The 20,371-nt window shown below is 56.1% G+C and carries 12 protein-coding genes; 6 read left to right on the plus strand and 6 right to left on the minus strand.

Annotated elements, in window-relative coordinates; translation table 11 throughout:
* Positions 1-112: 112 nt before the first annotated feature.
* Entirely contained in the window at positions 113-1,792 is a 1,680-nt protein-coding gene (gene recN / locus ACKPCT_RS01480) for a DNA repair protein RecN (protein ID WP_319568176.1), read from the plus strand.
* A gap of 3 nt (positions 1,793-1,795) precedes the next feature.
* Complete coding sequence (gene ligA, locus ACKPCT_RS01485; RefSeq protein ID WP_319568177.1) at positions 1,796-3,916, plus strand: NAD-dependent DNA ligase LigA; 2,121 nt, start codon at positions 1,796-1,798, stop codon at positions 3,914-3,916.
* Between the two features lie 103 nt (positions 3,917-4,019).
* On the opposite strand, the gene ACKPCT_RS01490 is transcribed toward ligA, so the two are convergent.
* Positions 4,020-5,840, minus strand: coding sequence for an aminopeptidase P family protein (locus ACKPCT_RS01490; protein ID WP_319568178.1), 1,821 nt, complete (start codon positions 5,838-5,840; stop codon positions 4,020-4,022).
* Between the two features lie 302 nt (positions 5,841-6,142).
* On the opposite strand from ACKPCT_RS01490, the gene ACKPCT_RS01495 reads away from it, so the two are divergent.
* The gene (locus ACKPCT_RS01495; RefSeq protein WP_280141781.1) at positions 6,143-6,277 is read left to right on the plus strand and encodes a hypothetical protein; all 135 of its coding nucleotides are present in this window, start codon (positions 6,143-6,145) and stop codon (positions 6,275-6,277) included.
* 347 nt (positions 6,278-6,624) lie between these two features.
* Positions 6,625-6,753, plus strand: coding sequence for a hypothetical protein (locus tag ACKPCT_RS01500; RefSeq protein ID WP_280141782.1), 129 nt, complete (start codon positions 6,625-6,627; stop codon positions 6,751-6,753).
* Positions 6,754-6,923: 170 nt separating this feature from the next.
* Here the strand turns inward: ACKPCT_RS01500 and ACKPCT_RS01505 are convergent, their stop codons facing one another.
* From ACKPCT_RS01505 to ACKPCT_RS01520, 4 genes are all read right to left on the minus strand, one after another.
* Positions 6,924-7,796: a 50S ribosomal protein L11 methyltransferase gene (locus tag ACKPCT_RS01505; RefSeq protein ID WP_407652451.1), complete on the minus strand. Its 873-nt coding sequence runs from the start codon at positions 7,794-7,796 to the stop codon at positions 6,924-6,926.
* A 69-nt stretch (positions 7,797-7,865) separates the two neighbouring features.
* Entirely contained in the window at positions 7,866-10,205 is a 2,340-nt protein-coding gene (locus tag ACKPCT_RS01510; RefSeq protein WP_244544750.1) for an ATP-dependent helicase, read from the minus strand.
* A 401-nt stretch (positions 10,206-10,606) separates the two neighbouring features.
* Positions 10,607-12,235 (minus strand): chloride channel protein, encoded by a 1,629-nt coding sequence (locus ACKPCT_RS01515; RefSeq protein WP_090074243.1) that lies wholly within the window; start codon positions 12,233-12,235, stop codon positions 10,607-10,609.
* A 208-nt stretch (positions 12,236-12,443) separates the two neighbouring features.
* Positions 12,444-13,724: a chloride channel protein gene (locus tag ACKPCT_RS01520; RefSeq protein ID WP_244544740.1), complete on the minus strand. Its 1,281-nt coding sequence runs from the start codon at positions 13,722-13,724 to the stop codon at positions 12,444-12,446.
* Positions 13,725-14,270: 546 nt separating this feature from the next.
* Here ACKPCT_RS01520 and ACKPCT_RS01525 point away from each other — a divergent pair.
* On the plus strand, positions 14,271-15,692 hold the full coding sequence (locus ACKPCT_RS01525) for an FAD-binding oxidoreductase (RefSeq protein WP_090074247.1): 1,422 nt from the start codon (positions 14,271-14,273) through the stop codon (positions 15,690-15,692).
* A gap of 384 nt (positions 15,693-16,076) precedes the next feature.
* Positions 16,077-20,129, plus strand: a complete 4,053-nt coding sequence (locus ACKPCT_RS01530; protein WP_319568179.1) for an AsmA family protein — start codon at positions 16,077-16,079, stop codon at positions 20,127-20,129.
* Here ACKPCT_RS01530 and ACKPCT_RS01535 read toward each other — a convergent pair.
* Positions 20,123-20,371, minus strand: coding sequence for a ribbon-helix-helix domain-containing protein (locus ACKPCT_RS01535; protein ID WP_319568180.1), 249 nt, complete (start codon positions 20,369-20,371; stop codon positions 20,123-20,125). The two genes, ACKPCT_RS01530 and ACKPCT_RS01535, sit on opposite strands and share 7 nt — an antisense overlap.

Consider the following 20,371-nt stretch of genomic DNA (forward strand, 5'->3'; position numbering starts at 1 on the left):
ATGCCAACCATGCATTGCCCGATTGCTTTTGATGAGGCAATTGGCATAGCATGGCGCGCAAATCGAGTCAGCTTTGCGATTGCCTGATGCTGTCTGCTCTTATGAGGAAACCATGCTCGCCTCGCTTTCAATTCGCGATATTGTTCTGATTGATCGACTGGATCTTGAATTCGGTGACGGTATGACCGTTTTGACCGGGGAGACCGGTGCTGGTAAGTCGATCTTGCTGGATTCCCTCTCGCTGGCTCTTGGCGGGCGTGGAGATGGCAGCTTGGTGCGCGCCGGTCAGAAGCAGGGGCAGATCGTGGCCATGTTTGACATTGCGCCCAGCCATCCTGTGTTTGCCTTTCTGGAAGAGCAGGGGCTTGATCATGATGGCGATCTCATCCTGCGTCGCGTTCAGAATGCTGACGGCAGAACCCGCGCTTATGTGAATGATCAGCCGGTCAGCGCGGGGATGCTGCGCAGGGTTGGCGAAGGGCTCGTCGAAATCCATGGCCAGCATGACGATCGTGCCCTGGTGGATGCGTCAGAGCATCGGGTGCTGCTGGATGCCTTCGGCAGCTTGCAGAGCGAGCTTGAGGGCGTACGCAAGCGCTATAAGGCTTGGCGCAAGGCAGAGCGCGATCTGGCCACCCTGGAAAAGACCATCGAAGAAGCCCGCAAGGAAGCGGACTATCTGACCGCGTCTGTTGAAGAGCTGGGAAGCTTCAATCCCATTGAAGGTGAAGAAGAAGAGCTTGCTGCCAAGCGCACCACGATGATGCAGTCGGAGAAAATTGCGACCGATCTTAATGAGGCTTATGAGGTTCTGGACGGGAATGGCTCGCCCATCCCATCGCTTGCCAGCATGATGCGTAGGTTGGAGCGCAAGACCGAGCAGATGCCGGGCTTGCTAGAACCTACCTTGTCTCATCTGACAATCGCCCTGAATGAACTGGAAGACGCTCGCAGCAGTCTTGAAGAGGCGCAGCGTCAGACCGATTTTGATCCACGTGAGTTGGAGCAGATCGAAGAACGGTTGTTTGCTTTGCGTGCTCTCTGCCGCAAGCACAAGGTGACCGGCGATGAACTGGTTGGCCTGCTCGATCGGATGCGTTCCGAGCTGGATGCGCTGGACCATGGCGAGGAGCGGCTTGTTGCGCTGCATGCAGCAGCGTCCGAGACCAAGGCATCTTATGACAAGGCTGCAGAGTCTCTGAGCCGCAAGCGGGCCAAAGTCGCCAAGGATCTGATCAAGAAGGTGATGGTAGAGCTGCCATCCCTGAAGCTTGAAACAGCCCAGTTCCTTGTCAACCAGACAAGCGACGCTGAGGCACGCAGCGAAGAGGGCATCGACCAGATCGAATTCTGGGTGCAGACCAACCCGGGGACACATCCTGGCCCGATGATGAAAGTTGCGTCCGGCGGTGAACTGTCGCGCTTTCTACTGGCCTTGAAGGTGGCTATGGCGGACAAGGGGTCGGCCCCGACGCTGGTCTTTGACGAAATTGATACAGGCGTTGGTGGTGCTGTGGCAGATGCCATTGGGCGGCGCCTTGCGCGGTTGGCAGAGAATGTTCAGGTGCTCTCGGTCACCCACGCGCCGCAGGTGGCCTCGCGAGCCAACGCCCACATGCGCATTGCCAAGAATGCCGTCAAAGGCGAAGATCGCGTGGCGACGGGCGTGACGGTGATCGATGGGGACCATCGGGAAGAAGAGATTGCCCGCATGTTGGCTGGCGAAGTGATATCGGATGAGGCACGGGCTGCGGCGCGGCATCTCATTTCCGGTAAGACAACAGGAGCATAAGGCGTGGATCGGATTAGTTTGCGCGAGAAGCCGGTTGATCAATTGGAGGCCGACGAGGCGAAGGCGGAGCTTACCTACCTCGCCGAAGAAATTGCCGAGGCCGATAGGCTCTATCACCGCGAAGACGCGCCGGTTCTGACCGATGGGCAATATGATGCTCTGCGCAGGCGCAACAGCGCCCTTGAGCTGCGTTTCCCCACGTTGCGCCGGGAAGACAGCCCGACCTTCCGCGTCGGGGCTGCTCCTTCTGAAAAATTTGCCAAGATCACGCACGTCGTGCCGATGCTGTCGCTGGATAATGCTTTCAGCGATGAGGATGTCTCCGAGTTTGGTGCCCGCGTGCGGCGCTTTCTGGGCCTTGGGCGTGAGGCTGCGCTGTCGATCACGGCAGAGCCGAAGATTGATGGGCTGTCTGCATCCATTCGCTATGAAAATGGCGAACTGGTCTACGGTGTCACCCGTGGCGATGGCACTGTGGGCGAAGACATTACGGCCAATATCAAGACCATTGCCTCCATACCCAATCGCCTCAAGGGTGATAACATTCCTGACGTGGTGGAAGTGCGGGGCGAGGTTTATTTCCCGCGGTCGGAATTTCTGGCGCTGAACGAGCGACAGGCCGAAAGCGGCGGCAAGACCTTTGCCAACCCGCGCAACGCGGCGGCCGGTTCTCTGCGCCAGCTCGACGCCGAGATTACGCGCTCGCGCAATCTGGCCTTCTTTGCCTATGCCTGGGGGGAAGTGAGCGAGCCCTTGGCCGAGACCCAATATGAGGCCGTGCAGCGGATCGGCTCATGGGGCTTCACCGTCAACCCATTGATGCAACGCCATGACAGCATCGAGGGCCTGATCGAGCATTATCATGCCATCGAAGCTCAGCGGTCGGCCCTTGATTATGATATCGACGGGGTGGTCTACAAGGTGGACCGGCTTGATCTTCAGGGGCGGCTGGGCTTTGTTTCGCGGGCGCCTCGCTGGGCCATTGCGCACAAGTTTCCTGCCGAAAAGGCAATCACCCGCTTGCTCGAGATCGACATTCAGGTGGGCCGTACGGGCGCTCTGACGCCGGTTGCCAAACTGGAGCCGGTAACCGTGGGCGGTGTGGTCGTTTCCAACGCGACGTTGCATAACGAGGATGAGATTGTCCGCAAGGATGTGCGGGTGGGCGATATGGTCACCGTGCAGCGGGCAGGGGATGTCATCCCGCAGATTCTCGGGCCGGTACTGGACGAGAATTCAGAGCGCGGCGAGGCTTATGTGTTCCCCACTGTCTGTCCTGTCTGTGGCTCTCATGCGGTACGCGAAAAGAAGGAAAATGGCGAGCTGGATGCTATTCGTCGCTGCACGGGCGGTCTTGTCTGTCGAGCGCAGGCGGTGGAGCAGCTCAAGCATTTCGTTTCGCGCAATGCCATGGATATTGATGGTCTGGGTGAAAAACAGGTCACGGCCTTCTTCGAGCAGGGCATGATACGCAATGCAGCCGATATCTTCCATCTTAGCGAGATGGATGCACAGAAGGGCCGTGGTGAACGGCTGCGTGATATGGATGGCTGGGGGCCGACCTCGGCGCGGAACCTGTTTGCAGCCATTGATGAGCGTCGCGATGTAGAGTTGCATCGGTTCATCTTTGCGCTGGGTATCCGCCATGTAGGTGAGACGACAGCCAAGCTGCTTGGGCGTTATTATGGCAGCTTCGCGGCTCTGAGAGAAGCCATGAAGGCGGCTGGCGACGCGAACAGTGATGCTTGGCAGGACCTCCTCGGTATCGACGGGATCGGGGCGATTGTGGCGCGCAGCATCGTGGAATTCTTCAATGAAGAACATAATGAAGAAGTCATTGATGCGCTCTTGCAAGAGGTGACGCCGCAGGAAGCCGAAGCGGTACAAACCGACAGTTCCGTTTCCGGCAAGACGGTGGTCTTTACCGGCAGCCTTGAACGGCTTTCCCGAACCGAAGCAAAAAATCAGGCCGAAAGCCTCGGTGCCAAGGTGTCTGGCTCGGTTTCCAAGAAGACAGATATTCTGGTGGCTGGGCCGGGCGCAGGCTCCAAGCTGAAGAAGGCGCAGGAGCTGGAGATCACCATCATGACGGAAGATGAGTGGATCGCGCTGATCGGGGGCTAGCCCCCTCTGCGGCCTGCCATGATTGGATCGAATGAAAAAGCCAGCCTCTTCATCAACAGGCTGGCTTTTTCTTTTTTATTAGCGTTCGTCGTTAAGGCGTGTCTTAGGCTGCGTGGATCGGCTTTGTGGCCTGCGCCAGCCACGCGCGGACATCCTCGGGGAGTTCGGCTGACAATTCAGCAAAAACCTGCTCGTGATAGTCATTGAGCCAGCCGATTTCTCTCTCGTCAAGCAGAGACACATCAATCAGGCGCTGATCGATGGGGCAGAGCGTGAGGGTTTCAAAGCCATGAATCGGAAGCTCTCCTCCTGCGATGGTTTCAGCCTTGGTGACGGTGATCAGGTTTTCAATCCGGATACCCCACGCTCCGGTCTTGTAATAGCCCGGCTCGTTTGAAAGCACGTTGCCTTCTTCCAGCGCCACGCCACCGCGCTTGGAAATGCTTTGCGGGCCTTCATGACAGCAGAGATAGGAGCCTACGCCATGGCCTGTGCCGTGGGCATAGTCGAGACCAACCTCCCAGAGTGGCTGGCGGGCTAGAGTGTCCAGCTGAATGCCCTTGGTATCGGCAGGGAAGCGGGCCAGCGTCAAGGCAATCATGCCTTTGAGAACGCGGGTGAAGCGATCCTTCATTTCCGCATCTGGTGTGCCGATGGCGATGGTGCGGGTGATGTCCGTGGTGCCATCAGGATATTGCCCGCCGGAATCAATGAGGAATAGCGAATTCTGATCGAACTTGCGGTTGGTCGCCTCCGTTACCCGATAGTGCACGATTGCCCCGTTGGGGCCGGCTCCGGCGATTGTGTCAAAGGAAATGTCCTTGAGGCACCCGGTGGATGCCCGGAACTCTTCCAGAGCCTTTGTGGCTGCGATTTCGTCCAGAGTATCGGTCGGCGCCATGGTGTCCAGCCAGTGCAGGAACTGGCACATGGCCAGACCATCGCGATGATGGGCTTTGCGCATGCCTTCCAGCTCTGCGGCATTCTTGATGGCCTTGGGCTTGAGGCATGGGTCGGCTGCCTTGATGATGGGGGAGCCTGCATCCTCGATCATGGTCTTGATCGCAAAGGGAACAATGGTTTCGTCCAGCATCCAGCTTTTGTCAGGGCCGGATAACGCAGCGATGATGGCTGGCAGATCCTCAAACGGTGCGATGGTGACTTGAGTGGGCAAATGAGCGCGGGTTTCATCGGGCAGCTTGGCAAGGTCCGTGAAGAGATAGGCTGTGGCATCCGCGCGCACGATGGCGAAGGCAAGGGGCAGAGGCGCGCAAGCCACGTCACTACCACGGATGTTGAACAGCCAGGCGATGCTGTCGCCCTGCGTGATGAAGGTGGCGTGAGCCTTGGAGGCGAAGCCTTTGGCGATCTTGCCAAGCTTGTCTTCCGAGGGTTCGCCTGCCAGCTCCATTGGGTGGGGCACAATGGGGTTTTGCGGGCGGATCGGGTGGTCCGTCCATATCGCATCCACCGGGTTGGTCTCGCAGACAACAAGGGTTGCTCCCTTTTCTTCGCATGTCTTGCGGAACCGATCGACTGCACTCTGGGTGTAGAGCCAAGGGTCAAAGCCGATGGTTTCTCCACCTTCCAGTGTTCCGGAAAGCCACTGGGAGACCGATTTTTCCAAAATAGCGACAGGCGTCAGCAGCTTGGTATCAACCTGATCTTGCACTTGCAGGGTATAACGACCGTCCACAAAGATGGCGGCGGATTTTTCTAGGATGACAGCACTCCCGGCAGATCCTGTGAAACCAGTTAGCCATTCAAGGCGTTCCGCATACGGGGCTATGTTTTCGCCGCCGAACTCGTCCGCGCGGGACATGATGAAGCCATCAAGGCCCTGTGTCTTGAGCTGCTCGCGCAACAAAGGGATGCGGAGGCGTCCCTGATCAGGGTTTGCCGTATCACTAAAATCTTGAAACATATTGATTTTCCTGAGAGATGCGGGGTTGGGACTTCGGGTCCGCTCCCTGTATAGACAAGGATTTTCGCCTTCACAGTGCCAAATTTCAGCAGGTCGAGCAAGGGCGGTAAGGCCTGCGAGAGGGAAGTTTTTATCATGCATAAAAACTGAATATTTGCGAAAATGGACTAGCTAAAATTTTCGTTATGCATATTGCGCATCGCTGTTTTGAGTTATTGGGTCTTTTTGAATGGAGGGGGATAGCCCATATTCCATGATGTAAGTCAAACAGACAATCACCATACAGAAGAAAGGTTATTATCATGAACTTCTTTAACCGCGCTCTTGAAAAAGTTATCACGGCTCGTGAAGAGCAGGCTCAGCGTTTTGTAGACGAATATATGTCTGACCGTGGCCTCGACTCTATCATCGACATGACCAACGATCCTCGCGGCTAATCGCCGTGAGGCTTCCTGGATGATTTAAGCGTGAAGACAAATTGCCGATCAGGCAGACATCCAGAGAAGCGTCCGGACGGGAGGAGCAAAGCCGTCCAAAAACAAACTCCACTAAAACAAGCGGGCTTAGGCCCGCTTTTTTTATTTATGCTCTCTCATTTTAGTGGCCTGATCGCCTTATCCCTAAAGATGCGTGAATGTGAATGACATAGCTGGATAGATTGCTATGCAGAATTAGTGTGGCTGACTTGAGAAACTGTGTATTTTTGTTTCCAAGGCAGTCTGCTATATAACTTTGGTATAAGGAAGCGGTCAAAAAATTGACCGAAGATCGAAAGGAAAACCAAATGTCCATTCTTAGCAACGCTTTTGAACGCCTGATCGCAGCCCGTGAAGCTGAAGCTCGTTCTTACATCGAACTTTACTCCGCTGACTTCGAAAATTCTGTATCTGCTCGCGACGACAACGACAAATAAGATCCTTGAACTTCCCCTTCAAGGGAAGCTCAAGGGTACCCCCGCATATATGAGGCATGTGGCCTTTATATGCCTGGCTCTGAGAGGAGCTTCCGGGCGGATGCCCGGAAAGCAAATGACTTTCAGATGCAACAAAGCAGGAAAACTGGTCGATCCTGATGGATCTCTGCTTATCTCTCGAGGACCAGAACAAGCCAACCGTCTTCTTTGACTGTTCTGATATGCCGGAAGCCTTGCTGGCGATAGGCTGAAAGAACGCGCGCGCGCTGATGCGGCAGCAGGCCGGAGAGGATGACACGTCCGCCAAGGGCGAGATTGTTTGCCAGATCTGGCGCCATTTTGCACAGTGGCCCGGCCAGAATGTTGGCAACGATCAGATCAAATGGCCCTTTTTCCTTGAAAACCGGATGACTGAAGCCTGCGGCCACCGCTGTGGTGACAAAGGGATGCACTTCGTTGATGCGGATATTGTCCTTGGCCGTTTCGATCGAAACCGGGTCGATATCCGTTGCCACAATTTCCTGTTTCAACATCTTGGCGAGCCCGATGGCCAGTACGGCCGAGCCTGTGCCCAGATCGAGAATGCGTAGCGGATGCGTGCGGCGTAGCTCGTCGCTCAGTACTTTCAGGCAGCCTGCCGTTGTGCCGTGATGGCCGGTGCCAAAAGCCTGACCCGCATTGATCTGCACCGGAATGCGCCCATGCGTATCCATGCCCTTGTCGTGGGAACCGTGGATAATGAAGCGGCCAGCTTCGACCGGCACAAGGCCTTCAAGGCTCTTTGACACCCAGTCAACGTCTCCCAGATCTTCCACCGCGAGCGGAAGCGCGATGTTGAGGCCAGCCAGCTCTGAGAGCGCCTTTTTGTGTGCGTCCTTGATTGCCTCTTCTGAAGGGTAGAGGGAGAGGGCCCAGATGCCATTATCCTCATCAATTTCGAAATTCGAGATGGCAAAGCCGTCCTCTTCGAAGATGACTTCAAGATGCTTGGCGGCAGCCTGAATGTCTTTTGCAGAGCCTTCGGCATAAAGATAATGGGCCATGGTTTCCTCTTGTAAAGCTGATCTGGACAGTCGATAGACCTTCGAAGCCTTAAAGGCAAGCGTGAAGGATCAATGTTTCTCCACGAAACTGTCAAGGACGCGCTTTTGGCCCGTCTGGAACTGGATCGTCAGCTTGTTGCCTTCTATGGACTTGATTTCTCCATAGCCGAATTTGAGATGGAAAACCCGTTCGCCAATGGCGAATTTGGACGGGCTATCGGAAACACTCTTTGCGACCAGTTCGCCTTCGATTGTCGTGGTAGCCCGTTTCGCCTTGGGCGTGGACGACTTGCCCCTGCTGGCCTTGTTGGCCTGTGCCCGTTTCCAGCCCGGCGTGTCATAGCTATTCTCGAAGGGATCGGATGTGTCAAACCGGCTCTTGCCATAGATGGAGCCGCCCACACCGGATGCGCCATAGCCGCCATAGGTAGACTGGCTTTCCTCTATCTCCACATGTTTGGAGGGAAGTTCATCAAGGAAGCGTGATGGAATGGAATTTTGCCAAAGGCCGTGAATGCGCCGGTTTGAGGCAACATAGATCTTGGCCCGCTTCTTGGCGCGCGTGATGCCCACATAGGCAAGGCGGCGTTCTTCTTCCAGCCCTTTGGTGCCGGATTCATCCAGAGCGCGCTGGTGGGGGAACAGGCCTTCTTCCCAACCGGGCAGGAAGACGGTGTCAAATTCCAGCCCTTTGGCCGAATGCAGGGTCATGATCGAGACGGCATCGTTGGTCTCGGCGGAATCCCGATCCATGACCAGCGCGATATGTTCAAGGAAGCTGGGTAGGGAGTCGAACTCCTCCATGGAACGGATCAATTCCTTGAGGTTCTCAAGCCGACCCGGTGCGTCTGGCGACTTGTCCTTCTGCCACATTTCCGTGTAGCCGGATTCATCAAGGATGATTTCGGCGAGTTCTGTATGCTTCATTGTGGCAAGCATGGTGCGCCAATGATTGAACTGGCCCAGAAGGCTTTTTAGCGAATTGCGTGGCTTGGGCTTCAATTCCTCTGAATCGACAATCTCGGTTGCCGCTTCCATCAGTGGGATTTCCTCGGCGCGCGCCAGATTGTGGATCTGCTGGACTGTCGCATTGCCCAAACCCCGGCGCGGAGTGTTGACAATGCGCTCGAAGGCCAGATCGTCCGCAGGCTGTACCATGGCTCGGAAATAGGCCAATGCATCGCGAATTTCTGCCCGTTCATAGAAGCGAGGGCCGCCGATGACGCGATAATTGAGTCCCATGGTGATAAAGCGGTCTTCAAATTCGCGCATCTGGAAGGACGCGCGCACCAGAATGGCCATGTCATTCAGTTCATGCCCGTTGCGCTGGTAGGATTCGATCTGGTCGCCAATGGTGCGGGCTTCCTCTTCGGAATCCCAGATAGACGCAACGGTGACCTTCTCTGCTTCATCATCCTCGATTTGCGGATGCAAGGTCTTGCCAAGCCGTCCGGCATTGTAGGTGATGAGATGGGAGGCTGCTGCCAGAATATGAGCCGTGGAGCGGTAGTTGCGCTCAAGGCGGATGACCTTGGCGCCGGGGAAATCCTCTTCAAAACGCAGGATATTGTCCACTTCGGCGCCGCGCCAGCCATAGATCGACTGGTCATCGTCGCCCACACAGCAGATATTGTGGCTCGATTGGGCCAGCAGACGCAGCCAGAGATATTGCGCCACGTTGGTGTCTTGATACTCGTCCACCAGAATATAGCGGAATTTCTGATGATAGGCCGCCAGCACGTCAGGATTCTCGCGGAACAGGCGGATGCATTCGAGCAGCAGATCGCCAAAGTCGCAGGCATTGAGAATTTTCAGGCGATCCTGATAGGCTTTGTAAAGGGCGATGCCCTTGCCTTGCGCAAACAGGAAGGCTTCATCCTGCGGCACCTGATCAGGTGAAAGACCGCGGTTTTTCCAGCTATCGATCAGGGTTGCCAACTGGCGTGCAGGCCAGCGCTTTTCTTCAATGGCATTGGCCTGAATGAGCTGCTTGAGCAGGCGGAGCTGATCGTCCGCATCAAGGATCGTGAAATTGGACTTGAGGCCGACCAATTCGGCATGGCGACGCAGGATCTTGACGCCGATGGAGTGGAATGTGCCCAGCCACTGCATGCCTTCCACCGAGCCGCCAATGAGTGAGCCGATACGCTCCTTCATCTCGCGGGCAGCTTTGTTGGTGAAGGTCACCGACAGGATCTGCCAGGGAGTGGCGCGGCGGGTGGCTAGAATGTGACCAATGCGGGTGGTCAACACGCGGGTCTTGCCTGTGCCTGCACCAGCCAAGACCAGCAAAGGTCCGTCAAGGCTTTCCACTGCATCACGCTGTTCAGGGTTGAGCCCGTTCAGATAAGGCGTGGGGTGCATGCGGGCCAGCTTGGCGCGTATGCCTTCCTGATCTTCCTCCTGCATCTCGTTATGCGGAGAGATTGGCGATGGTGCAAAAAGATCAGACATAGAGGCTACCGGGTCCAACTGTGTTCGGTTTTAAGAGCGCTGATCGATGGCTTTGATCGGCTCGTGCGCTCATGCATTGGTTCAAACGCTATTCATATTCAAGACCGGCTCGGATCGTGTGTGAATAGCTCTGGGTTTGGATTGTTTAATGGCCTTGCTTCTGGTTTGCAAAGGGCAAAAGCGCAAGAAGGGATCCATGCATCGAATCCAAACAAGAACATTATAGCAACAAATGTGGTTTGTCAGGGGCAAATTTGCCCTTTTGGTGATCTTTTCGCCTCAGATCGCTTCCGACTGCCCGGATGGCTGTTTTCTTCTCTCTATCGGAAAGCAGGCGATTGAAAGGCCTTGGCCCTCTAGCGATGTTCTTCGACCTGTGTGTTGATCAACACGGCGTTGAAATGGCGAAGGGCATCCACCTGCCGGGCCCAGCCCAGAATACGGCCCGGATTGTCCGGATCAAGCACGGCGAGATTGCTGCCGCCATTGTCATCAAATTTCTTGAGCGCCAGTTCCAGTGTGTCCTGCAGCTTGATCGGTTCCATATTATGCTCAAGTACGGTGTCTTCAATGGGAATGTCTGCCGCTAGGGGAGTGTAAAAGTCCGCAATCGTGGTGTTTTTCACGACATAGCGATGGGAGCCTTCATGCAGGAAGATGCCGCGCATGCCCAATTGCCAGTGGAAGTAGGAGCGCCCGCTGAGCGCCACGGCGAGGCCGTTGGAGATGGAGACCGTCACCAAGAGGGCGATAGAGAGTGCATACCCACCGGTCAATTCAAAGACGATCATGGTCGTGGATATGGGCGCGCCGAGCATGGCCGAAGCCACGGCCCCCATGCCCAGTAGCGCATAAAGGCCATGAGTGGAGGCGATTTCGGGCAGCAAGGGTTGCGCTATGAGGCCGAAGGTGCCTCCGACCATGGCGCCGATATAAAGCGAGGGCGAGAAGATTCCGCCGCCAAAGCGCGAGGCCAGTGTTATGGATGTTGCCAGTGCTTTGGCGACAATGAGCGAGAGCAGCATCGTCAGGGGAAGCTGTTGCTTGAGCGCAAGGTCGGTCGCTTCATAGCCAACGCCCAGCACCTCAGGAAAAGCCAGAGCAATAAGGCCAACGAGAAAGCCGCCAATGATCGGGCGGTATATGAGCGGCATCTTGATGTGGCGCGCGATCCAGTCTGTGCCGAGCAACGAGGTTTGGAACAGCACCGCAACAATGGCGCAGACGATGCCCAGAAGGGCAAAGGACGGCAGCTCCCAGTAAGAGGTGATCTGGTAGTCGGGGATGATGAAAGAGGCTACATCGCCAAAAAAGAGGCGCGAGAATGTGGTGCCTACCGCAGACGCCAACACGATGGGCACGAAGGCGGACATGGCATAGTGGCCCAGAATGACCTCATGGGCAAAGAGCACCCCTGCGATGGGCGCGTTGAACGAGGCCGAAACTGCACTGGCCACTCCGCAGGCGAGCAGCACTCTTTGTGATGCAGCCGGTATGGCGAGCCTACGGCCAAGAGATCTGGCCAGACTGGCGCCCAGATGCACGATGGGGCCTTCGCGGCCTGCACTTGCGCCAGCCCCAAGGGAGATGATGGTCACCGTTGCGCTATCCAGCGCTTGCCAGAAGCGTAGCCCTCTGCCGCCGCGCGCTCGCGCTTCGATGACATCGGCCACGCCTTCAGCGCGTTTGATGGGGTGGACATATTGCAGAAAGGCTCCAACAAAGACGCCGCCAAGGGTGGGAGCTGCAACCACAAGCCAGGATGGAGCCTCTCGCAGAGCCGCAATGACATTCTCTGCGCTTGTGCCCAGCCAGAACCATTGCACGCCGCCAATGCCGAGCCGAAACAGAATGGCGGCCAGAGAGACCATAAATCCGATCAGAATGGAAAAAAGCCAAAGCTTGGGCTGCTGGGTCGAAATATAGATCGACCAGTTCGGTTCTATCCAGCTTCGTATCAGTTTGATCGGGTTGGTCCTGATCATGGTCGGCAAACTCTTGTCGCTGAGCCGCTGTAAAGGGAGAGGAGCCGTTGATCGGTTTCACCCCGTTTTCATTGCAAAGCTTTGAAATTTTTGCCTCAAACGTCAAGCCTAACCTTCGGCAGAATAGGGGGAAAAGCAAAAAGCCGCCTTGTGGGGCGGCTTTTGGGTTTTTATGTCTGTCATTTGCGCAGATGAGCGTGTGCCAAGGCTAGCTCTTGGGGGCGGGAGGTGCCTGCTCCGAATCGCGCTGGCGGGCAAAATCGTAGAACTTGCCCGATTGCAGGTGATAGACCCCTTCCTTGCAGAAGACCTTGGAAGCGGCATTGGCGATCAGGGCGCAGGCCATGAGCGGCAGCATCATCTGGTGGTTATCGGTCATTTCCATGACGATGACGAATGAGGTGATGGGGGCCTGCACCACGCCGGTGAAGTAAGACACCATGCCCAAAAGCACGATGGCGCCGACGGGAACCTTGGGGAAGAAGCCTGCAAGGTCAGCTCCGAGGCCGGCTCCGACTGACAAGGACGGGGAGAAAATGCCGCCCGGCAGGCCGCTGATGGATGAGGCGATGGTGGCCAGCAGTTTGAGCGGTGCATATTCAAGGCGCAGATCGGTTTCGCCATGCAGCACATCGCGGGCTGCTTCATAGCCCGAACCGTTGACCGCGCCATCGGTATAAAGACCGGCAAGGGCAACAAACAGGCCGCACAGGATTGCGAAGGGAACCGGATGGGCTTTGATGATTTTGCCGACAGTGCCGGGCAGGCCATAGGTAAACAGCACCAGAATCTTGGAGAAAAAGCCGCCGGCCAATCCGCCAATTACGCCCACGATGGGAACCGCTATCCAGCCCCAGCCGAATTGCAGCAGATCGTGGGAGGTGCCAAAATAGGTGTAGTTGCCGAAAATAGCCATGGATGTGAGACCGGCGAGAATCACCGTGCCCAGGATCATGCCACTGGTGCGCATCTCGAAAGAGCGGCTCATTTCCTCAATGGCAAAAACGATCCCTGCCAGAGGTGTGTTGAAAGCACCAGCAATACCGGCTGCAGCACCGGCGAGGATGAGGCCGACTTGGCGTTTGGGAGCGATGCGGCCTGTCAGGAACATGACAGCTGCGCCAACCTGAACGGTGGGGCCCTCACGGCCAGTCGATGCCCCGATCATCAAACCGAGCAATGTCATGATGACCTTGCCCACGGCCGAACGGATGCCGACGAGTCGGGCACGGCTTGTCGGGCGCTTGAGGCGTCGGGCTGCGATGGCTTGCGGGATACCGGACCCTTGCGTTCCGGGGAAATACCGGTTGGTGGCCCAGACAATGGCACCAAAGCCGAGCGGTGTTACGAAAAGGCCTGCATAGGGGTAGGCTTCGATCAGTTGACGATAAAGATCCTGGCTGGAATCGGCACCCATGGCCAACACCACTGCGGCGAGGCCAACCATAATACCGCCCAGTCCGAAAATGATCCGTCTTTGCCAGATCATGCGTTGGGCTCTGACACGCTTGCCATGCGGAAGATGCAGGTGAAATCGGTTGTTCATGGTTCTAGGCTGGCTTTTTGGTTTTGCTCGTGGAAATGAGTGTTTGAAATGCGATAATCAAAGCGAATTCTCATTCCGGCTGCCTCCTTTGAAAAGAAGGAAACCGGCTTCAATGGTCCAACAATAGCAAAGGCCGCAAGCGGGTCAACAGAGAGTGACCATGTATCACGTTGGCTTTAGGCTACCATTCGAAGGATTATGAGCGCTGATCAACGCAAAAAAGACCCCGCGAAAACAATGTTTTCGCTGGTATGACAATCTCATATCATTCGTTAAATGGGGGCAGAAGAGCGGAATCGAAAGAGGAGCTATGCATGGGACGATGAGGCCAGATTTCAAGCCATGATGCGATACAATGCTGAAAAAATTTATCGCCCTTTCTCCGGTGGGCGTCTGGCTGTGCGAATTCAGGGGCTCGGTCTGGCAATTTGCGCGTGAGTGTGCGTAATTGGATCAAAAAGCTCAAAGCCAATCTATCCGGAGTGTTCTATGTCTACTGCCGTTCAGCCCCATTTCAAACATCACAAAAACGAGGAGGCCATCAATACGGTCTGTTCGAAATTGTCGGAACGGTTCGGGGACCGATTCACGATGGGCAAGGCTCTGCGCGAGCAGCATGCCCATACCACGACGGGCCTGCAGAACGAAATGCCGGACGGGGTTGTCTTCGCGCAAAGCACTGAGGAGGTCTCCGAAATTGTTGCACTGTGCAATGAACAGTGCGTGCCAGTGATCGCCTTTGGCTCGGGCTCTTCGCTTGAGGGGCAGTTGAATGCGCCCTATGGCGGCATCTCTGTTGATCTTTCGGGCATGAACGCCATTCTGGAGGTTTGTGCCGAAGATCTCAACTGTACGGTTCAGGCAGGCGTGACCCGCAAGCAGCTGAATGATTATCTGCGCGATACGGGCTTGTTCTTTCCCATAGATCCGGGGGCAGATGCTTCTCTTGGTGGTATGGCCGCTACACGGGCCTCGGGCACCAATGCGGTGCGCTATGGCACCATGAAAGACAATGTGCTTTCGCTCAAAGCCGTCATGGCTGATGGCACCATCATTGAAACGGCCAGCAAGGCCAAGAAAAGCTCGGCCGGCTATGACTTGACCCGTCTTCTGGTGGGCTCCGAAGGCACATTGGGCATTATTACAGAGGTATCCCTTAAGCTTTCCGGCATTCCGCAGGCCATTTCGGGGGGCATTTGCGGCTTTCCCGATCTGGAGAGTGCGTGCAATGCCGTGATCATGACCATCCAGTGCGGTATTCCGGTGGCGCGCATTGAACTGCTCGACAGCCTTCAGGTCAAGGCCGTCAACCTGCATTCCAAGCTGGGGTTGGAAGAACGCCCGACATTGCTGGTGGAATTCCACGGCACGGACAGTGGCGTTGCAGAGCAGGCGGAATTGTTCGCCGATATCATTGAGGAATTCGGCGGCTCCGATTTCGAGTGGGCAACCAAGCCGGAAGATCGCACCCGCCTGTGGACGGCCCGTCATGAATCCTACTGGGCCACCTTCTCTCTAAGGCCCGGCGCCAAGAGCGTATCCAGCGATGCCTGTGTTCCCATTTCCCAACTTGCCGAATGTGTGCGGGAAACCCAGAAGGATATCGAGGCGACCGGTTTTCTGGCTCCCATTGTGGGTCATGTGGGCGATGGCAACTTCCATGTCCAGCTGCTGCTCGATCCTGAAAATCCGGAAGAGCATGCCAAGGCGGATGCGTTTCTTGGGCGGCTAGCCGAGCGCGCCATTGCCATGGGCGGCACCTGCACCGGTGAACATGGTGTAGGGCAGGGCAAGATGAAATATATGACCAAGGAATTCGGCCCAGCCCTGAGCTATATGATCGCGATCAAGGAAGCGTTCGATCCAAAAAATATCATGAATCCGGGCAAGATATTGCCTGAGCATGGCTAGATCGGGCATGATGGGCACTTTGATGCTGAATTTCTTTTGTCTTATCAATGCTTGTCCATCTGGTTTGTCCTTTTCAGATGGCGGTGCAAGTGTTATTTGGGAGTAAGAAATTTTTAAGACTTACCAACGGAATGAAGGGTCGGGTCATAAAATCGGCGGGGCGGTATGCATCCATGCTCTTGAGTTTGGCGTTTCCGGTCTGATCGGTTGGTTCTTGTGTGAGTGAACGGTTTTATTGCAAGCAAGTTTTGTGATTTTCAAAAGTTGAAACTGGCTTTGAAGGGCATTCACTTCTGAGGGATTTCTTGATCTGATCTTTGTCCGTTTGTTTTCCAGGGGGGCAGGGTCCTGAATAGTCTCTATTTTACGATTGGTGGGTCCATTTTGCTGGCGCTCGTCATAGCGCTGGTTGGACCGCTATTTGTTGATTGGACATCCTATCGTGCCGCTTTCGAGCGCGAGGCCACGATAGCGCTGGGGCAGCCTGTGCATGTCTTGGGCGCTGCCGACATGCAAATCCTGCCCATGCCCCGGCTGCATTTTGAAAGCGTGCATGTGGGGCCTGATGAGCAGAACCCCATTCTGACCGTTGATGCATTCGATATTGGCATTGAGCTGTTTCCCCTTGTTCAAGGCAAGATCGAAGTCGTTGACATGACTTTGAAAAGCCCGTCTCTCAAGCTTGAGGTGGACGAGCAGGGCCGGTTCGACTGGCGTCAGGATGGCGGTAAGCTCTGGGATCTGGATATGGAAAAGATCCGCCTCAATGATGTGCGGATCGACAATGGACAGATTGACTTTCTCGACAGAAGCTCCGGCCGCAGCAAGCGCCTGACGGGGCTCAATGGGGGGCTGGAAGCGCGCACGCTGGTCGGCCCTTACAAGATCGAAGCCGCCTTCCGGATGGATGGAAATCCTTATTCTCTGATGCTTTCAACCGGCACCGCAAGTGCCGAGGGCATGCGGGTCAAGAGCCTTTTGACGCCCGCCAATTTTGCTGTGTCCCTTGCCATGGATGGCAACATTCAGGAAGGGGCAGACGAGCGGCTCCATTATGTCGGCACCACGCGCATCACCAATGCCATTGAGGGGCTGGAAGGCTCGGTCACACCATGGACCTTGAGCGGGGATAGTGATCTTACGGCCTCATCGCTGGTCATGCCGCAATTCGAGTTTTCCCATGGTCCGGTGGATCAGGCCTATCGGCTGAATGGCGCAGGCACCATCGATTTTGGCGCGAAACCGCGATTTGACGTGGTGGTTTCTTCGCGTCAATTGGATTTCGACCGTGCTCTGGGCAATGGACCCAATGCGCCGATCAATTTGCAGGACGGTATCGAGACGTTGGCCAATTCTCTGGCCGAGATGCCTCTGCCCGGCATTCCAGGACATATCGGATTTGATGTCCCCGGTGTCATTCTCGGAGGCGGTGTGATCCGGAATTTGCAGTTGGACGCGGATCTGGTTGGCACGGCATGGAAGATTGATCAACTGACTGCAGACCTGCCGGGACAGACGATTGTTTCTCTTTCGGGACTGTTTTCCCGTCAGATGGACGACAATGGCAAACGCAACGGGTTCGAAGGGCAAGCGCGCATCCGATCGGATCAGCCGTTGGCCTTTTCCAAATGGTGGCTTGATGATGCGCCGACCAGTGGCCAATTGACGCCCTTTGACCTTAGCGGGCAAGTGCTGGTCAAATCGGACCATATTCAGGTGTCTGATCTGGATCTGTCCATGGAGGGCGATCGCGCCACGGGCTATATCGACTGGTATGCCGGCACTCAGGGGGACGAGAGCAAAGGCGATGCCCTGTCCATCAATCTGGACGCGGAGCGGATCGATCTGGATGCGGTGATGGGGGTTGGCTCCCTTTTGCTGAGCAATTCCTCCGGTTCAAGAGCGCCTTTGCAGGATATCGCGCTTGATATTGAAACCAATCGACTGGTGTCGGGCAGCTTTGAAGGCAATAGCCTGAGCGCCAAATTGCGGCTGGCCAAGGGCAGCATTGAGATCGACCAGTTGAGTGTCGACGATTTTGCGGGTGCCACGATCTCGGCACGAGGCCTGTTGCAGGATGTTTCGGGCACGCCCCATGGCCGAATCGAGGGCAAGATCAGCGCGGATGATCTGGAAGGGTTTTCTGCGCTTATTGAAAGGCTGGTTCCCGATCAGCCTGCTGCTGGCTGGTTTGCACGCAATCAGAGGGCCATGTCGCCTGCGGATCTTTCCTTCTCCCTTTCGGGGGGCAATGCCGAGCGTGGTTTAAGCGCCAAGCTGGACGGCACGCTTGGTGGCGGCAATGCCTCCCTTAAAGGCACTCTGGATGGTGCGCTGGCAGACTGGGCCAATGGCGATCTGGATCTTGCGGTCGACATGGATAATCCCGATGGGCGCAAGTTGCTATCTCTGATGGGGTTGGGCGACGGGCTCATCGACTTGCCTCGACTGTCCGCGTCTGCCTCTCTCAAAGGCGCACTGGCGGATGGCGCTGCCTTTACGGGCTCGCTCAAGGCTGATGACGGTGCATTGACCTATGATGGCGATGTGCAGTTTACCCCCGATGGCCGGGATGCTCTGAAAAGCGAGGGGCAGGTTACCTTCGAGACCTCTGATCTGGCGCCTTATTTGATGGCGGCTGGCGTATCTCTGACCAATCCGGGGGAAAGCCTACCGGTTTCATTGAAGGCCGGGCTGACCCTTGATGACAAGGCACTGGCTGTTGATGCGCTGGAAGGGCAGTGGAACGATCAGCCTGTGTCGGGCGCACTGAACCTGACGCATCGGGTTAACAATCGCCTGCTCAAGGGTGCTGTCGAGCTTGGGGATATGGATGGCATCTGGCTTGGTGAAACGGTGCTTGGCGCCGGGCGGCTGACAGCGATTGATCGCAATTGGCCTGATCTTGCCTTCATTGCGCCTGTGACCACAGGGGAGGATCTGCCCATCAAGGTGGATGTGTCGGTTAAGGCGCGCAGCCTTGAGCTTGCTGCGCCCTATATTTTCCAGCAACCATCTTTCTCTCTTGTCTGGCAGGATAGTGGCCTGTCTGTGCGCGACTTCAAGGCCTTGTTGCAGGGCGGAGAGGTGAGCGGCGGTCTGGATCTGGACAATGTGGAAGGGGAAGCCCTTCTTAAATCCCATATTCGGGTTAAAAATGCCGCTTTGGCGCCGCTCGTCTGGCAGCGTGACGGACGCTCTGTTGCCCGCGGGCAGCTTGATGTCAATCTCGATGTCGAAAGTCAGGGACGGTCCATGGCGGGGCTGGTGTCCGGCCTCTCCGGCACGGGGACCTTTACGCTTAAGGATGCAACGCTCAACTATCTCAATCCGTCGGCTTTTGCGCAGGTTATTCGCGCAGTCGATGCCGGTATGGAATTGAATGACGAAGATATCAGGAACACCTTTGTCTCCCATATGGATGCTGGTTCCACCGAGGTTTCCAGCGTTGAGGGCACCTTTGTCATCGCTGGCGGGGCCTTGCGCGCCAACAATATCGAAGCCGATGCGGACATCCTCCAATCGCGAGGCAATCTGGTGGTCGATTTGTCCAACCAGACACTTGATGGCGATTGGTCGATCAAGGTCGAGCCGGATGAGGAAGACGCTGTGACCGGCGCCCAGCCCGAGGTGGGGCTTGCTTTTTCCGGTCCGATGGAAGCGCCCGAGCGCGTGGTTGATGTTGCGCCCTTTACCGGCTATCTGACCATTCGCGCGTTCGAGCGGGAAGTGGACCGCGTTGAACGTTTGCAGGCCGATATTCTGGAGAAAGACCGCATGCGTCGATTACTGCGTCTTTATCGCGAGCGGGCCAAGCATCGCGAAGAGGAGCAGATAGCCAAGGAGAAGGAGGCGATGGCAGCCGAGCAGGCTGCTGCTGAGGCGGAGGCCAAAAAGGTGGACGAAGCACAAGCCGAGGCTGCAAGGCAGGAAGCACAACGCAAGGCTGAGCTAGAGGCAAAACGGAAAGCGGCAGACGCTGCTAAACGGGCAGAACAAAAAGCCCGGGAAGATGCCGCTGCTCAACAGCGCGCTCGAGCAGAAGCGGAACGCAAGGCTGTGGCAGAGCGGGAAGCTGCAAGAAGAACAGAAGAATCCCAAAGAGCCAAGGCTGAGGCGGATCTGCTTGAATCCCTGCGCCAGAAGGACCCTGTGCCAGCGCCTCAATCGGAGAAAACACCAGCTACGCCATCCTTTGACATCAATGCGGGAGACATCATTATGCGCCCGTTGGATGAACTGACGACGCAATCGGTTCCGTCCGGTACCCCACAGGGGCAGCCAGAGGAAGCGCTGCCGCCAGCGAACTACATTGATCTGCCCCAGCGGCTCAACACCTTGCCAAAGGATCGGGTCGTACCTTCTCTTGGGCGGGGGCTTTCATTCTCATTTTCAGATGATGATATGGCGTCGGACTATATAATCCAGAATTATTGATGCCCGCTATCGGGGATGGCATCGTCAAACTGCGCAGGGATGCGGGATTTGTAATAGTCCAGAACCGAGATGCGGATGGCTGAGGAGAGATTGTTTCTGCCGCGGTCCTTGTCGATCTGGCGGATGATGTCCGCCAGAGACTTGTTGCGGCTATCGGCCAAAGCCTTCAGGCCTTGCCAAAATTCATCTTCCAGAGAAATGGACGTGCGATGGCCAGCAATGGTAACGGAGTGCTTTTTCAT

Source organism: Cohaesibacter marisflavi (assembly GCF_963665895.2).
GTDB lineage: Bacteria > Pseudomonadota > Alphaproteobacteria > Rhizobiales > Cohaesibacteraceae > Cohaesibacter > Cohaesibacter marisflavi.

Coding starts and splice junctions, on each gene's coding strand:
- ACKPCT_RS01490 (WP_319568178.1), bottom strand. CDS start 5,840: ATGTTTCAAGATTTTAGTGATACGGCAAACCCTGATCAGGGACGCCTC.
- ACKPCT_RS01520 (WP_244544740.1), bottom strand. CDS start 13,724: ATGATCTGGCAAAGACGGATCATTTTCGGACTGGGCGGTATTATGGTT.
- ACKPCT_RS01495 (WP_280141781.1), top strand. CDS start 6,143: ATGAACTTCTTTAACCGCGCTCTTGAAAAAGTTATCACGGCTCGTGAA.
- ACKPCT_RS01510 (WP_244544750.1), bottom strand. CDS start 10,205: ATGCAGGAGGAAGATCAGGAAGGCATACGCGCCAAGCTGGCCCGCATG.
- ACKPCT_RS01505 (WP_407652451.1), bottom strand. CDS start 7,796: ATGGCCCATTATCTTTATGCCGAAGGCTCTGCAAAAGACATTCAGGCT.
- ACKPCT_RS01515 (WP_090074243.1), bottom strand. CDS start 12,235: ATGATCAGGACCAACCCGATCAAACTGATACGAAGCTGGATAGAACCG.
- ACKPCT_RS01500 (WP_280141782.1), top strand. CDS start 6,625: ATGTCCATTCTTAGCAACGCTTTTGAACGCCTGATCGCAGCCCGTGAA.
- ACKPCT_RS01535 (WP_319568180.1), bottom strand. CDS start 20,371: ATGAAAAAGCACTCCGTTACCATTGCTGGCCATCGCACGTCCATTTCT.
- recN (WP_319568176.1), top strand. CDS start 113: ATGCTCGCCTCGCTTTCAATTCGCGATATTGTTCTGATTGATCGACTG.
- ACKPCT_RS01525 (WP_090074247.1), top strand. CDS start 14,271: ATGTCTACTGCCGTTCAGCCCCATTTCAAACATCACAAAAACGAGGAG.